The organism is Bullifex porci (assembly GCF_009695635.1).
GTDB classification, from domain to species: domain Bacteria; phylum Spirochaetota; class Spirochaetia; order Sphaerochaetales; family Sphaerochaetaceae; genus Bullifex; species Bullifex porci.
On sequence record NZ_VUNN01000019.1, the window covers coordinates 15442 to 32003 of the forward strand.

Sequence of the window (16562 nt, forward strand, 5' to 3'; positions counted from 1 at the left end):
CGATAGCCTTTAAGCTTAATTAAGAGCATTAATTGCTTTTTTAATTGCATTCAATGCTGATATAACCTCTTCTCTACTAGTTCCATAGTTAAAGCGAGCAAAGGCTTCATAGCCTGAACCAAACCAAGAGCCATCATTTAGACATAGATTTGCATAATGGCCTAAGAAATGAGAGAGAATATAGTGGTCATTGTCATATATCTCTGGGTGCTTTTTACTATCCTCTAGTATCTTAGGCCAAACCTCTGAGAAATCTAAAAAGACAATGAACGATGCACTAGCATTACCCATCTTTACTTCAGGACATTCAGCTTTAAAGAAATTTCTCATAAGCTCTGCATTGTCCTCTAAGTATTTATCTAAGTCATCTAAAAATTGATAGTTCTCTGGTGAGTATACTGCCTCTGCAAGTGTTCCTGCAAAATAACCCTCAGAGCCTAAGAAAAGTCTTTTCTGAACTGCCTTATAGCGTTCTAGCATCTCTTTATCACTAAATATTGCAAAGGCACAGTGCTCTCCTGCTACATTGAAGGTCTTTGATGGAGCCATAAAGGTAATACAGGTTGCATTAATATCTTTATTTACATAGCCCATTGGGTAGTGCTTTGCACTTGGGTGAACTAAATCTGAGTGTATTTCATCTGATAGAACTAGCTGTCCTCTTTCCTTTGCAAGCTTAAGGATAAACTCTAAATCCTCCTTCTTAAATACAAGACCGGAAGGATTATGAGGTGAACAGAACATTATAGCTTTACAATCTTTGCTGATGAGAGAATACTTTTCTCTATCAAAGGTAAAGGTTCCACACTCATTTGTTAAATCGAAGCGCTTAACAACTCTCTCACTATTTTGAATTAGATGAACAAATGGTTGGTAAACAGGATAAGGAAGTAGTACCTCATCACCTGGATTTGTAAACATATTTAAGGCGAGAGAAATTGCATGAAGCATTCCCTGAGCATATGTTACATTTGCTCTATCAAGCTGCCACCCATGCTTATGATTTACAAATGATATAAAGTATGGAAGCATATTCTTATGAGATGCATATCCAGGAACAGATAAATCGGTCTCTCTTTGTAGTGCTTCCTTAATAAGAGGGGAGGTTGCTAAATCCATATCTGCAACCCAAAATGCTTCTGCATTAGGATTTCCACAGATATCATTAATTGCTGCTTTATTCCATTTATCTGCATTACTGCTTCTTCTATCAACAGCTTTATCAAATATACTCATTTATTTAATTCCTTTGTTATTCTTCCAATAGTTTTAGATAAAGGAAAACGGTAAGGAAGCTTTATCTCTTCCTTTTCGATATCATCAAGGATGAGCTTTATTTCCTCATCTGTAGCTGGTAGCTTTACTGCTCTTGTGTAGGAGCTGGCTATTCCTGCATTTGCTAGTGCTCTCTCTGCTTCGATATGAGATACTAATTTAGTCTTTTCATATAGGACTATAATCGCAATGTATCCAACAAGCTTTGAACAGCTGTAGCTCTCTAAAGCCTCTCTTGCTTCTTTTGATATTCCTCCATTTAATGCAGAAATTACAAATATAACACTTTTAGCTTCAACGCCCTTATCCTGAATAGAGAAAACTCCAAAATTTGAATATGAGTTAAGACGCTTTACAAAGGCCTCTGCAGCCTTACTTTTATCCTTAATTATGATTTTATCCATTGATACTCTCCGGATCAAAAGACTTAATATAGTTAGCTATCTCTTGAGCGTCTTTCTGTGAAATACCAATATTAGTTACTACACGACAAGCATTACATTCACAGAGTACCATTACACCATCGTCATTAAATTTCTTTACTATCTTTGAAATATCGTAGCTATCAGAGGTGAAGAATAGTATATTAGTTCCATAGGTTAATACTCTAGCCCATGATGTTGATGCAACTGCATCTCTAATTAGCTTACAGTTTTCATGGTCCTCCTTGAGTCTTTCAACGTGGTTCTCAAGTGCATAGATACCAGCTGCTGCTAAGTAACCAATTTGACGCATTCCACCACCTAACATCTTTCTATATCTTTTTGCGAGGTGTATAAACTCCTTATCTCCACTAAGCATTGAACCAACTGGACATCCTAAGCCCTTAGAGAGACAGAATGTAATATCATCACAATACTTTGCGTATTCACTAAGCTCTATACCGCTTTCAACAACAGCATTAAAGATTCTTGCTCCATCGAGATGAACCTTCATATTGTGTCTTTCTGCAATTTCCTTAATTGCTTTCATTTTCTCTATTGGATAGATTAAGCCTGAGGTTGTATTTTCAACCTCGATCATGGCACTCTTACCCATGTCGTAGGAGTATGGTCTAATAAAGCTTTCAAGCTTTGTTTCATCGATAATTCCATTAACAGATGGAACTATTATTGGAATAGTATTAGCAATAGCACTAACAGCTCCTATTTCATGCTGGATAATGTGGCTTTCATTAGCACATAGAACCTCATTACCTCTACCACCGTAAATCATTAATGATAATAGGTTGCCCATACAGCCAGAGGAGACAAATAGTGACTCCTCCTTACCTGTGAGCTCTCTTGCCATTGCTTCTAATCTATTTACAGTTTTATCTTCTCCATAAACATCATCTCCAACCTCAGCTCTATACATAGCTTCTCTCATCTGTGGAGTTTGAAGTGTTATTGTATCAGATCTTAAATCATATCTTTTCATTAGTTTTCTCCTTTTAGCTTTCCAAATAATTTAAAGAATGTTGGGAATGTGACACTGCATGCACTCTCATCATCGATAGTTAATTCTTCATCACATAGTAGTGATGAGACAGCTAGTGCCATGATAATTCTATGATCCTTAAAGCCTTTAACAAGGGTACCCTTTACCTTTGTACCTCCCTTAATTAATAGGCCATCAGGACTCTCCTCAACCTTTGCACCAAGAGACACAAGGTTTTCTCTCATGCAAGCAATTCTATCTGTTTCCTTAATACGCGCATTTTGAACATTAACAAACTCAACATCCTCTTCGGCTTTTAATGCTGCAACACATAAAATAGGGAGAGTATCTGGCATACTATTTAAGTCAAAAATGCCACCCTTAAGATGCTCAGGGCCTGTAACAGTTACGCTGTAACCATCCCAAGCAACACTACATCCCATGTGCTCTAGAACCTCAAGTATTCTCTTATCACCTTGAACATCATTTCTGTCTAAGCCCTTAACTGTAATAGAGGAGCCTGTAATAGCTGCCATTACAAAGAAGAACGATGCAGATGAGAAGTCACCAAGTACTGTAACTTCACTTTCCTTATAGCTCTGTCCACCCTTAATTTCTACATGCTGTAAATCATCAGAGATAGAGTATTTGATATTTTGTTTATCAAGCCACTCTAAAGTCATTTTTACATATGGCTTTTCATAGAGAAGTGGGCAATCAACAACGCTATCCTCTTTAGCAAGAGGAAGTGAAAGCAGAAGTGATGATAAATATTGGCTTGTCTTACAAACTATTGATGTTGAACCACCAATAAGCTCTCCACTAATCTTTACAGGTGGGCACTCACCAGCTAAAGCTGCACTCATTCCTAAATCTCTATAAGCATTTACTAGAGGAAGGATAGGGCGCTTATTTAATTGTTCATCACCTGTTAGTGTAATCTCTTTAGCTCCTAAGGTTCCTAAAAGACCATATAGAAGATATGTTGTTGTTCCGCTATTAGCTGTATCGATAGTTAGTACTTTATCTTTTATATCGATATTTGTTGAATCTAAATAGAGAGTTTCTTTATCCTCTGAAATAGTTATTTTTGCACCTAGTAGGGTACAAGCATCTATGCATGCTTGAGTGTCAGAGCTGAATAATGGGTTATGAATAATAGACTTTCCCTTTGCGAAGGTTGCGATTAATAGGGCTCTTATAGTTTGGCTCTTACTAGATGGAATAGAGATTGAGCCTGAGATCTTAGCTTTACGTAGTTTTATCATAAAAATGATAATACCACAAAGTAATAAAAAAGCCACCTTAGAAAAGGTGGCCTTTTGGGTTTTAAACAAACTACTTGAGGTAGATGTCTTTTGTTGGATGGTAATCCATTGTGTTAGGATACCAGCCGCCCCACTTATTAGTATCAATCATGTTCTGAGATACATAGTAGTAGAATGGGAGGATAGCCTGGTCTTCGTTGATGAGGATATCTTCAGCTGTGAGAAGAACTTCAAATCTGTCTGGACCTGCTTCCATTCTAGCAGCTTCGTTGATGAGTACATCGTAAGTTTCGTTAGAGTACTTACCACCGTTCATACCTGCACCTGTGATGAACATATCGAGGAATGTGTTAGGATCCTGATAGTCACCTACCCAACCAGCTCTAGCAACATCGAAGTTACCAGCATTTCTGTTAGCAAGGTATGTAGCCCATTCCTGGTTCTCGAGTTCACAGTTGATGTTGAGGTTTTCAAGCCACTGTCTCTGAACGTACTCTGCAATCTGCTTGTGAGCATCGTTTGTATTGTAGAGGAGTGAGAATGTTGGGAAGCCAACACCGTTTGGGTAACCAGCTTCAGCAAGGAGCTGCTGTGCATATTCTGGATCAAACTGTGCTTCGCCAAGACCTTCGTAACCTGCCATTTCAGGAACGATACCCCAACCAGCAAGCTGACCACCCTTAGTAACCTGATCTACGAGAGTCTGACGATCGACTGCATATGAGAGAGCCTTTCTTACTCTAGGATCATCGAATGGAGCCTTAGTTGTCTGGATTGTGTAGTAGTATGTTGAAAGCTGTGGAGCTACCTGATAGTCAGTTCTCATCTGAGCTGATTCAAGTCTATCCTGAGCAATACCTGTTAACCAGTCAATTTCACCAGCGAGGTACATGTTGTAGTTTGTGTTGTCATCATCTGAAGCGTAGAAGATAACTTCATCAAGCTTAACATTGTCCTTATCCCAGTAAGCTTCGTTCTTTTCAACAACGATTCTTGACTGAGGAGTCCATTCCTTAAGAACGTATGGACCGTTACCAACAAAGTTTTCAGGGAGAACCCATGCATCACCATACTTCTCGATTGTGTGCTGAGGAACAACTGCGAATGAGTAGTGGCCGAGAGCACCAATTACATATGGAAGTGGTCCGATGAGTTTCATTTCAAATGTATAATCATCAATAGCCTTAATACCTACAACAGAAGCATCTGCTTCACCTGCATTGTATTCTGCAGCACCTGCAAGGAACATTGCTGGGAACCAAGCATATGGAGAAGCTGTCTCTGGAGCGAGTTCTCTGAGCCATGAGTAAACAACATCGTTAGCTGTGATAGGTGTACCATCTGACCAGTTAGCCTTTCTGAGCTTGAATGTGTATGTCATGCCATCTTCTGAAACAGTCCAAGATTCTGCAAGACCTGGGATACCATCAGCTGTCTTTGGATCGAAAATGATGAGACCTTCGAAGAGTGCTTCATAGAGTCTGTGCTCAGGAACACCCTGAATCTTAGCTGGGTCGAGAGATTCTGGTTCTGCACCGTTAGAAATTCTAAATACAACTTTATCTTCTGCTGGAGCTGCTTCTACAGGAGCAGGAGTTTCAGCCTTAGGAGCCTCAGCTTTAGGAGCTTCAGCCTTTGGTGCTTCAGCCTTAGCTGTAGTAGCAGGAGCTGTAGTAGTTGTTGTAGTAGTTGTAGTAGCTGCTGGCTTAGCTTCTTCTTTCTTACCACCGCATGATACGAGAGTAAGAGAAACAAGCAATACGCACAAAGCTATTGTCATGAATTTTTTCATTGCCAATTCTCCTTGAATATGGAATATACTAGGTTAAGAATAATTTATAATAATGATTATGACAAGGTTTAAAAATATAAAAAATATAGCTTTTCTACATGTACTTTTCATTATTTTGCATAAATATGCAGTTCTTATGTTTTGATAGTTATGATAAAAATTAAGTTAGTAGTAGGTTCTCCTTGCTATCCTTTATTCCTTTTTCAATCTCAAGGTTTTTACCATATTCATTTCCTTGGTTATAAGAGAAATTCTTATAACGAGCTCCTGTAGCCTTTTTTCTCGCAATGTATTGAAATTGGTTATAGTATAGCTTTTTTGCAAGCTCCATATTTTTATTCTTTTTTACTACTAGAGCCTTACTTGTAGTATTTGTTTCACTATCCTTTTGTTGCTTAGCAGAGATAGCATTTAATACGCCTAGATAAAATCCATTTACATAAGCAACTCCCTTATTGTTTATAGGATCCTCTTTTCTCTTTCTTCTAATTTCCTTTTCGATCTTATAGCTAAGAGTATCAAAAAGATATTCAGCAACCTCTAGCTCCTCATATGAGCCAAAGGCTGTAAGCCTACCTGACTCACCACGAGTAAAATCCTTTATAACGGTAGCTCCTGTAAGAACACTAATTATACCACCTAAGAAAATAATCTTATTAGGTATTCTCTTAGCTTCATATAAAACTACTCTACAAATACTTTCTTCGCTCTCCTCTACGTTAATATCATATTTTGCAGAAAGCTCACTAATCTTTAGTAGTGCAGATAAACCCTCCTCTGAGAATGGAGATTCAGATAGAGCTTGAAGCTTATTTATTTTATCAATTAGCTTTTCCTTTTTAGTAATATTAACTCTTGCCTTTTCAAAATCATCATCTACACCTAAATCTAAACAAACACTTTTAAATGCTTCATCGTGAGGTGACTTTGAATATCTATATGTAATATAGTGAGCTAATTCATGTAACGCAATATTTAATAGGATATTATAATCATGGTTAATAAGACGTGAATTAATTAAAATAACATCATTTTCTACATCATATTCACCTAAAACCTTCTCCTTTAAGCCTGCAAAAAGGAGTTCTGGAATATAAGACATATATTTATAAGGACTATTATCTAAGCGCTCTCTGATACTTTGTTTTAATTGAGTTCTAAGTTGATTTACTTTTCCTGAATATATAGAGATAACACGTTGCATGAAAATTTATATTCCTTTAATTTATTATTTGATATATTAAAAATATGTTTACTTATAACTTAAAAGAGAAAGAAAAAAAAGATATTGCAGTTTATGGGCCTTCAAAACTCCTAAAGGCTATTTGTGGGATTTTTGCTCTATTTATTTTAATCGGTTTTTTTATCGCCTTAAGTGAAGAGGGGTGGCAGAGTAGGGATATTCTTCCTCTTATAATATGTTTTTTACTTCTTTTAGTAGCTTTATATCGAGATGAATGGATTATCTCAAATAGAGATAAGGCTTTTATCTCTATTTGGGGCTTTGGCCCTTTCGTAAAGAAAGATTATTATAAATATGATGATATTAAGAGAATTGAATTAACTCATTTTGTTAAAGGTATTCATGCTTCTATGGAGCAAAAGTCAACTTTAACTCATAAAGCTTATTGCGTTTTATCAATTAAGATGAAGGGTGAAGAGGAAGAAAAGCACGATATCGAGATTATCCCTGAAAAATCATCTGCAGGAAAGATAGAGCATCTTGCTCCCTTAATGGCTGCATATGCAGGCTTAGAGTACTTTGTTGATAGACCAAGAGAAGTGAAGGTCGATATTAAAAGAATATTTTGATGCAAAAAAAATAACATCAACAGTTTATATCTAGGTGTAGAAGACCCTGTTAGAATAAACTGTTCTTTTTTATTTCTCCGATCAACCTCATAGCGTACTGCATCCCATATTTCTTCCACTTCTTGCCATTCATCGATTAGTCGTGGTGTTTCACCTTGAAGAATCATAGATGGGTCAAGCTCTGTCAGTCTTCTATTCTGGAAATGATTTGATGAATCAGTAATAAGAAATTTACTATTAGAATGATATGATGGTATCCAAGTCTTTCCACATCCCTTTGGACCTTCGATGCTCACAGCTCCAAATGAATTAAGATATCTTTTAACCTGTGCATCCATTATTCTTGCCTTATATTTTTTTTGAATCAACTATTTTTGTCATCATTCGCACCACTTCATTTTTATAAGCTCTTATTATTCGGCAATATTTGTATATTTTATTCGGTAGTTTTTTAATATTTCAATCGGTAATATTTTAATAATTCATTCGGTAGTTTTTAAGAATTCATCATTTCTAGCTTCAATGAATATACAAAATAAGGAGCTCGAAAGCTCCTTAAGTATTTATTTTTCTTCGTATAACCAACAAGCAACTTGATGGTCTGGACCACAATCAAACATTGGAGGAATGTTACATGAACACTTTTCCATTTTGTGTGGGCATCTATCATAGAAGTAGCAACCCTTTCTTTCCTTATCTGGAGAAGGAACATCACCAGAAAGAATAATTCTCTTTCTAGATCTTTCTTTAACAGGATCTGGAATTGGCGCTGCTGATAGAAGAGCAGTAGTATATGGGTGCTTTGGATTATTATAAAGTTCATCAGCTTTACTGATCTCCATCACCTTACCAAGATACATTACAACTACACGGTCACTAATGTGCTGGATAACAGCAAGATCGTGAGCAATGAAGATGAATGTAATACCCATTTCCTTCTGTAAGTCTGAGATAAGGTTTAGAATCTGAGCCTGAATAGAAACGTCAAGAGCTGAAACAGGCTCATCGGCTAAGATGATTTTTGGGTTTAATGCAAGAGCTCTTGCAATACCAATTCTCTGTCTCTGACCACCTGAGAACTCATGAGGATATCTATTTTTGAAGGTCTTATTAAGACCAACCTTTTCCATTAAGATCTCAACTCTATTCTCAATCTCTTCAACTGTCCACTTATGGTCTAATAGACCTCTTCTATTATAAATATTAAGTGGCTCAGCAATGATTGATCTTACAGTCATTCTAGGGTCCAAAGATGCCATAGGATCCTGGAAGATCATCTGGATATCTTTTCTTAGCTTTAGAAGAGTCTTATTATCTGCCTTACAGAGGTCAACTCCCTCGAAAATTACTTCACCAGCAGTTGGCTTATAAAGCTGTGCAATAGATCTAATACAAGTAGATTTACCACATCCTGATTCACCTACAATACCAAGAGTTTCACCTTCCTTAACTGTAAATGAAACACCATCAACAGCACGTATTGCACCAATCTGCTTTTTGAAGATTCCGCCATTATCAATAGGGAAGTGCTGTTTTAGGTCTTTTACCTCTAAGAGTACTTTCTTATCCTCAGCCATTCTTCTTGACCTCCTCTTCAGCTTTTTTTATCTCTTCCTCACTAGCATGGAGCCAGCATGCACATGTATGTGTCTCACTTAGCTGCTTTACAGGTGGATACATGTGTTCACAAATACCAATCTTCTTATGGCACCTTGGGTGGAAAGGACAGCAAGGAGGAAGATCAATAACGTTAGGTGGTTGACCCTCAATAGAGAATAATCTCTTAGCTTTATCACTTTCATCCATTCTAGGTACCGATGCAATAAGACCCTGAGTATATGGATGAGAAGGGGCTGCATAGAGCTCCTCTGTAGGAGCCTGCTCTACAATACGACCAGCATACATTACACATACGTTATCACACATACCTGCAACTACACCTAAGTCATGAGTAATTAGAATTACAGCAGTCTTAAACTTCTTATTAATCTTTTGAATTAACTCAAGGATCTGAGCCTGAATTGTTACGTCAAGAGCTGTTGTAGGTTCATCTGCAATTAACACCTTTGCATTACAGCTAAGTGCCATAGCAATCATTACTCTCTGTCTCATACCACCTGAGAATTGGTGTGGATAACAATCAATTCTCTTCTCTGGTGAAGGAATACCAACCTCAGCAAGCATCTTTATTGCCTTTTCACGAGCTTCCTTCTTTGAGAGATTTTGGTGAAGACAAATAGTTTCAATCATCTGAGTTGAAATCTTCAAGAATGGATTTAAGCTTGTCATAGGATCCTGGAAGATCATTGAAATGTTATTTCCTCTGATGCTTCTAAGCTCCTTCTCGCTCATCTTCATTATGTCGCGGCCTTCATAAAGAACCTCACCACCAACAATCTTTCCTGGAGGTGAAGGTACAAGACGCATGATAGAGAGGTTAGTAACACTCTTACCACATCCTGATTCACCTACAAGACCGATGGTTTCACCCTCATGAACAGTAAATGATACGCCATCAACTGCTTTTACAATACCTGCATCTGTTTTGAAATATGTCTGCAAGCCTTTAACTTCTAGTACTGGTTTATTCTGTTCGCTCATACGCTTATCCTTTAAAGTTGGTTCTTACTCTGTGGGTCAAATGCATCTCTTAAGCCATCACCAAAGAAGTTCATAGCAAATAAGAATACAATCATTGCAATTGATGGACATAGCAGCTTCCATGGATAAAGAGTCATTGAAGCAACACCATCACCAATTAATGAGCCCCAAGAAGCATAAGGAGCTTGTACACCAAGACCTAAGAATGATAGGAAGCTTTCCTGCATGATGAATGCTGGAATTCTTATTGTTGAATAAACAATAATTACAGAAAGTGAGTTTGGAACCATGTGTCTTAGAATGATGTGGCTTGTAGAAGCACCCATACTTCTTGCAGCCTCAACATACTCTTGGTTCTTTAAGCTCATTATCTGACCACGAACCATTCTTGCAATTGTAAGCCATGAAACCATAGCGAGTGCGAAGAATAGGTTGAAAATCTTTCTACCAAATATAGCCATACAAATGATTACTAATAGCATATATGGAAGACCATACATGATATCAACGAATCTCATTAGGTAGTAGTCAATCTTTCCACCGCGGTAACCAGCAACTGCACCAACTAAGATACCGATAAGTACAGATGTAATAGTACCGATTAAACCGATAGCAATAGAAATCTGACCACCATAGATAATTCTTGAGAGTAAATCACGTCCAAGATAATCTGTACCAAGAAAATATCTTCTCATGTGCTTTAAGCTAACTTCAGCCTTAGCAGTGATGTGATCATTAATCTCGATATCACCCTTAAATGGGAATGAGACAGAGCCCTCTGCAATTTGAGCCTTCATCTTCTTCTCGATAGTTTTCTTAGCACTTGTCTCGAGCTTACCAATGATAGAATCTGACGCTTTAGATTCCCAATCCTTTCTGCTCATATTCTCAATTTCAAGGTCTACAGCAGCTGTGATATCTTCATCTGTTGCATCTGTAAGACTTGCTTTTACAGTATTTGTTACCTGTGATCTAATTTCCTTATCGAGTGAGGTTTCAATTAAAGCTGAATCTGCTTTAATTTCCTTTGCATAGATATCTAATAAAGTGTCATAGTCAAGCTTTGAAAGACTAGTTTTCTTACCATCAAGTAGGTAATAAAGATTATTAATAGTAATTTGGATATCTGTATTAATCTTATCTACATACTTATCGATAGTCTTTTGCTCTGTACTATTAAACTCAAAGGTACCAGCTTCTCTCTGGCTTTCACCCTCTTTATAAAGGTAGTCCCAAACCTTATTAGTTTCATTTTTAAGGATTAAATCCTCAATCATCTGGTTTTCTTCTTCAGAAAGTACAAGTCTACCAGCTCTCCAAGCTTTGAAATATAGGTTTTTATATTGCTGCTCAAGCATTAGCTCACCAGAGGTCTTTGTCAAAGAAGGTCTAAGGTGCTGGTGGTCAATGATTGATTCATCGTAAGGATAAATTGGAAGAAATGAAGCTGAGAATGAAATAATTGCATAAATAATTACGACAACCATTCCAAAAACTGCCATCTTATTTTTCTTTAGTCTTTTCCAAGCCTCCTTAGTGAGGCTGTTTCCAACTACAACTTGGTTGAATTCATTTACTGTCTGTTCTTTTTTTCTTAGCATCTTCAGCCTCTCTTATTTATATGTGATTCTAGGGTCAAGCTGTGCATAAACAACATCAACAACGAAGTTCATTACGATGAGAATTGCAGAGTAGACGATTACTACACCAACGATAAGTGTATAGTCACGGTTGAAGGATGACTGGACGAAGAACTTACCTAATCCAGGAACACGGAATACCTGTTCAACAACGATACTACCAGTGATAATACCTGCAAATGCTGGTCCAAGGTAGCTTACGATTGGAAGCATAGCTCCCTTCATAGCGTGCTTAAAGATAATAACACTGTTTCTCATACCCTTAGCTTTAGCTGTTCTAATGTAGTCAGAACGAAGAGTTTCAAGCATAGAGGATCTTGTTAAACGTGCAATATCAGCATAATAAGCAAATGAAAGAGCAATAGATGGAAGAATAATAGTTTTCCAACCAAGTCCCTCTGAGAACCATCCAGAGGTTGGGAACCATCCTAGCTTCATTGCAAATATGTATTGTAGTAGCGGTCCAACTACAAAGAGCGGGACAGATAATCCTAGTGCCGCTATTCCCATCGGGATGTAGTCTAAAACGGAGTTTTGCTTTACCGCCGCTATTATTCCAAACGAAACTCCAAATATAAGCGCTATTGCCATAGCAATACAGCCAAGGATAATTGAGTTAGGAATGGAATTAAAAATCAAATAGTTAACATCATGGTCTTTGTACTTATAGCTAGGTCCAAGATCACCTCTGATAACATCAAAGAGATATCTTCCGTACTGTTGCCAGAGAGGTTCATCCATATGATACTTTGCTTCAATATTACGCTTAACAACCTCAGGGAGTGCTCTTTCACCATCGAAAGGTCCACCTGGTGCGATACGTACAATAAAGAAACTAAGTGTGATAATAATCAGCATGGTCGGAATCATACCAATTAATCTTTTAAAAATGTATTTGGTCATAGGCCCTCTTTATTTTGTAAATAAATGAATATTCTATTGGATACTACCAGCCATTGAAAAAATATGCAATAATATGTATAAAAATTCGAACGTTATTCAAATTACAATAAGGAATTTTTGTCTAAAAATGAGTAAAAAAATATATATAGAAAGTCTAGGTTGTGCTAAAAACCAGGTCGATAGTGAGATACTCTTAACAATTGCTAAACAAAAGGGGTATGAGGTTACAAAAACAGCTCAGGATGCTGATTTATTATTTGTTAATACATGTGGCTTTATTGAAAGTGCAAAGGAGGAATCAATTAATACCTTCTTTTCACTAAAAAATACATTTCCTAAGGCAAAGATTATTCTCGGAGGTTGCTTAGCTGAGCGCTATAACAAGGAGCTTGAGCTTGAGGAAGCAGATGCTATCTTTGGGAACCATGATTTATCAAAATTTGCAGATTTATTAGATGAATTAGAGGAAAATGATGAGCAAATAAAGCTAGCTCCAGAGTATCCTGATCCAGATAAGGAAAAGGATGAAAGAAGTGAGTATCTATCTATGCCAAGATCCTGCTATCTAAAGATATCAGAGGGTTGTAACCATAGATGTAATTACTGTGCAATTCCAATAATTAGGGGACCTCTCAGAAGCAGACCTTTTAACAGTATTGTTGAGGAAGCAAAGAGATTAATAGCACAGGGCTTTTATGAAATAAATTTAATAGCTCAGGATTTAGGTGCATATGGTACAGACTTTGATGGAAAGAGTCACTTCTGTGAGCTACTAGATACCTTAGCCTCCTTAGATGGTAATTTTGTATTAAGACTTCTATATATCCATCCAGATACCTTCCCAATTGAGTTAATCGATATCGTAAAGAATAATAAAAAGATTCTTCCTTACTTCGATATCCCATTCCAGCATGCAAGTCAAAGAGTATTAAGAGGTATGAAGAGAAGTGGAAATACTGAAAAATACTTAGCTTTAATCGAGAAAATAAGAAGTAATATCCCAGAAGCTGTAATTAGAACTACCTTAATGCTTGGCTTCCCTGGTGAGGAGAGAGAGGATTTTGATGAGCTCTTAAGATTCGTTAAGAGTGCTCGTTTTGATTGGATGGGCTCATTCTTGTACTCTAGAGAGGAGGATACTCCAGCCTATGAAATGAGAAATGAAAAAGATCATAAAAAGGCAATTAAGAGAGCTACACCTTGGAAGAGTGAGCTTGAAGAGCTTCAAAGCAAGATTACAGAGGAAAATTTAGAGAAATTTGTTGGAAAGAAATATCTTGCCTTAGTTGAAGAAAATATCCAGGGTGAGGATCTATCAATTGCACGTATATATTCACAGGCTCCAGATGTTGATGGCTTAACTGTTATTATGGGTGAGGGTATTAAGCCAGGTGATGTCGTTGAAGTCGGAATAAGAAAGGTTAGGGGAGTTGACTTAGAAGCAATATTAATAAGGAAGGTTTATTAATGACTTCTCTTTTAAGCTCTCTTAATGAAATGCAGAAGGAAGCAGTACTAGATTTTAATAATCCACTACTAGTTTTAGCTGGTGCTGGATCAGGTAAGACACGCGTAATTACTTCAAAAATTGCATATGCAATTAAGGAGATGAACTACTCTCCATATCGCATCCTCGCTGTAACCTTTACAAATAAAGCAGCTAAGGAGATGAGAGAGAGAATAAACTCAATGATTCCTGATGAAAATATTGCAGGACTTGAGATGAGAACCTTCCACTCCTTTGGTGCATATGTACTTCGTCGCTATGGAAGTAAAATTGGTCTAAATGATTCCTTTACTATTTATGATGATGAGGATTCCTTAAACCTACTTTGCAATGCTTTTCCTGATGAGAAAAAGGGTGACCTTCGTGAATATATGAAGCAAATTAGTAAAGCTAAGGATAAGGGATATAATTCAAGTAGCGCAGAGCTAAATGGATTAGCTTATCATATGCAAGGCTTTAGAACCTATTTTGCTGCATATGAAAATGCTCTTAGGAAATCTGGTTGTGTCGATTTTGCTGATTTAATTATTAGAACAACAGAGCTATTAGAGCAAAACGATGATGTAAGAGAGTACTTTCAGCAGCGCTTTAAGCTTATTTTAGTCGATGAGTATCAAGATACAAACGCATCTCAATTTAAGCTACTAAAATGTCTTGTTGGTAAGGATACACAGCTTGTTGTAGTTGGTGATGATGACCAGTCAATTTATAAGTTCAGAGGTGCTGAGATTAAAAATATTCTATCCTTTGAATATTATTACCCTAATACAAGAATTATTAAGCTCGAAGAAAACTATAGAAGTACAAAAAATATTCTAAGAGTTGCTTCCTCTGTAATTAAGAATAATAAGGAAAGACACGATAAAACTATTTTTACTAATAATGAATCTGGTGAGCTTCCTGAGCTAATTAGCTCAATCGATGCCGATGAGGAGGCTTTAAAGGTAAGGATGCTTATAAGCCGCCTTCCTAATTATAAATCTGTAGCAATACTTTATAGAACAAATGCTCAGTCTAGAGAATTTGAAACTGTACTATCATGCTTTAGAATTCCATATGAGGTAGTAGGAGCACTACGCTTCTATGAGCGTGAGGAAATTAAGGATGCACTAGCTCTCTTTTCTATTATCCTTAATCCACACGATAGAATTTCATTTTTAAGAATAATTAATAAGCCAGCTAGAGGTATTGGTAAGGCAGCTCTAGAGCAAATACTCTCATACTCAGATCACCTTATTGATAGCTTAGAGTTTGCTATCAAGGATAATAAGCTCTCTGGAAAAGCAAAATCAGGAGCTACTGCCTTCTTAGATATGTATAAGAAGGGATGTGAGCTATTAAATAATAATTGTGTCTTAAAGGACTTTGCTGTTTTCATGCTTGATTCCAGTGGACTTAAGAAGCTTTATGAGGATGAGAAGGATGAAACAATTAGACGAGGTAGGCTTGAAAACCTTTCATCGTTAGTAAATGCTTTAGAGAAAATTGCTCCAGGAAGAGAGGGGTTAATTTCATTTTTAGAGAGTATTACTCTCGATAGAACAACACTTGGAAGTGATGATGAGGAAAATGAAGATAGCGTAAAGCTAATGACTATGCATAATACTAAGGGTCTTGAGTTTGATACTGTATTTGTCACAGGCCTTGAGGATGGTATTATGCCATCTGTTAGAGAGGGCTCTGAAATAGACGATGTTGAAGAGGAGCGAAGACTTTTCTATGTTGCTGTTACTCGAGCAAAGAAAAAGCTATTTTTAACATTTGCTTCAAAAAGAATGTTATGGGGCTCCTGGAATAGCCAAAAGCCATCACGCTTTTTAAAGGAAATTCCAAAAAGCTTCTATAAGGGTGAAATTGAAACAGCAAATGCCTCATATACTAATCATTTTGCATTCGAACCAAGAAGAAGTAATATTACTAACACTCCTTCCTGGGCTCAGAACATTGTAAAAACACCTACTAAAACTAAAAGTAGTGAAGTAAAGGTAGTTAAGAATGTAAATTATGAGGTAGGGGACAGAGTTATTTCTCCTAATTATGGAAGAGGTGAAATTATTTCTAAAGAGATAAAGAATGGTAAAACAGTAATTCGAGTAAGATTTGAAAAGGGAAATGTCGCTCTATTTAATACAATGTATGCAAATCTTACAAAAGTAGAGTAGAAAGTACTGGACAAAAATTCGTTATCTGTTTTATATTTATCGCGTCTGTCTGTTATAGGCAGTTTTAAGTATGTCCTTCAAGATTTATTCTTTTTTAGAGGGTTAATCAAAGAGCTTTCCTCAAAGGCTTGATGATTTATCTAGCTAAAGGGGATATAAATCTAGAGATGAGGATCTCTACCA

13 protein-coding genes and 1 pseudogene are annotated in these 16562 nt (G+C 36.8%); 3 read left to right on the top strand and 11 right to left on the bottom strand.

The genetic code is table 11. From position 1 onward, the window contains the following. Positions 1-15: 15 nt before the first annotated feature. The 6 genes from FYJ80_RS08915 to FYJ80_RS08940 all read right to left on the bottom strand — a co-directional run bounded on the left by FYJ80_RS08915 (position 16) and on the right by FYJ80_RS08940 (position 6958). Positions 16-1236 carry a MalY/PatB family protein gene (locus FYJ80_RS08915; RefSeq protein ID WP_154426109.1) on the bottom strand — a complete coding sequence of 407 codons (1221 nt, stop codon included), beginning with the start codon at positions 1234-1236 and terminating at the stop codon, positions 16-18. Then, positions 1233-1679 (bottom strand): hypothetical protein, encoded by a 447-nt coding sequence (locus tag FYJ80_RS08920; RefSeq protein ID WP_154426111.1) that lies wholly within the window; start codon positions 1677-1679, stop codon positions 1233-1235. Before FYJ80_RS08920 ends, FYJ80_RS08915 begins: the two co-directional genes overlap by 4 nt. Beyond that, positions 1672-2694, bottom strand: a complete 1023-nt coding sequence (locus FYJ80_RS08925; RefSeq protein ID WP_154426113.1) for a threonine aldolase family protein — start codon at positions 2692-2694, stop codon at positions 1672-1674. The genes FYJ80_RS08920 and FYJ80_RS08925 overlap by 8 nt, the downstream gene beginning before the upstream one ends. Continuing rightward, entirely contained in the window at positions 2694-3962 is a 1269-nt protein-coding gene (gene aroA / locus FYJ80_RS08930; protein WP_154426115.1) for a 3-phosphoshikimate 1-carboxyvinyltransferase, read from the bottom strand. Before aroA ends, FYJ80_RS08925 begins: the two co-directional genes overlap by 1 nt. 70 nt (positions 3963-4032) lie before the next feature. Next, positions 4033-5754, bottom strand: coding sequence for a peptide ABC transporter substrate-binding protein (locus FYJ80_RS08935; protein ID WP_154426117.1), 1722 nt, complete (start codon positions 5752-5754; stop codon positions 4033-4035). Between the two features lie 160 nt (positions 5755-5914). Beyond that, positions 5915-6958: a DUF7168 domain-containing protein gene (locus FYJ80_RS08940; RefSeq protein WP_154426119.1), complete on the bottom strand. Its 1044-nt coding sequence runs from the start codon at positions 6956-6958 to the stop codon at positions 5915-5917. Positions 6959-7002: 44 nt separating this feature from the next. Here FYJ80_RS08940 and FYJ80_RS11955 point away from each other — a divergent pair, with 44 nt between their 5' ends. Beyond that, positions 7003-7566 carry a hypothetical protein gene (locus tag FYJ80_RS11955; protein WP_235899625.1) on the top strand — a complete coding sequence of 188 codons (564 nt, stop codon included), beginning with the start codon at positions 7003-7005 and terminating at the stop codon, positions 7564-7566. Positions 7567-7610: 44 nt separating this feature from the next. Here FYJ80_RS11955 and FYJ80_RS12270 read toward each other — a convergent pair. The 5 genes and pseudogenes from FYJ80_RS12270 to oppB form a co-directional block, all read right to left on the bottom strand. Then, positions 7611-7904, bottom strand: a pseudogene (locus FYJ80_RS12270) (AAA family ATPase); the annotation flags it as partial. 225 nt (positions 7905-8129) lie between these two features. Beyond that, on the bottom strand, positions 8130-9143 hold the full coding sequence (locus tag FYJ80_RS08950; RefSeq protein WP_154426123.1) for an ABC transporter ATP-binding protein: 1014 nt from the start codon (positions 9141-9143) through the stop codon (positions 8130-8132). Beyond that, on the bottom strand, positions 9136-10167 hold the full coding sequence (locus FYJ80_RS08955; protein ID WP_154426125.1) for an ABC transporter ATP-binding protein: 1032 nt from the start codon (positions 10165-10167) through the stop codon (positions 9136-9138). Before FYJ80_RS08955 ends, FYJ80_RS08950 begins: the two co-directional genes overlap by 8 nt. A gap of 11 nt (positions 10168-10178) precedes the next feature. Continuing rightward, complete coding sequence (locus FYJ80_RS12395) at positions 10179-11768, bottom strand: ABC transporter permease (RefSeq protein ID WP_154426127.1); 1590 nt, start codon at positions 11766-11768, stop codon at positions 10179-10181. Positions 11769-11780: 12 nt separating this feature from the next. Further along, positions 11781-12710 (bottom strand): oligopeptide ABC transporter permease OppB, encoded by a 930-nt coding sequence (gene oppB, locus FYJ80_RS08965; protein WP_154426129.1) that lies wholly within the window; start codon positions 12708-12710, stop codon positions 11781-11783. Positions 12711-12837: 127 nt separating this feature from the next. Between oppB and rimO the strand changes: the two genes are divergently transcribed. After that, a complete protein-coding gene (gene rimO, locus FYJ80_RS08970; protein ID WP_154426131.1) occupies positions 12838-14178 on the top strand; it encodes a 30S ribosomal protein S12 methylthiotransferase RimO in 1341 nt (446 codons plus the stop codon). Then, complete coding sequence (locus FYJ80_RS08975) at positions 14178-16379, top strand: ATP-dependent helicase (protein WP_154426133.1); 2202 nt, start codon at positions 14178-14180, stop codon at positions 16377-16379. Before rimO ends, FYJ80_RS08975 begins: the two co-directional genes overlap by 1 nt. Positions 16380-16562 lie beyond the last annotated feature (183 nt).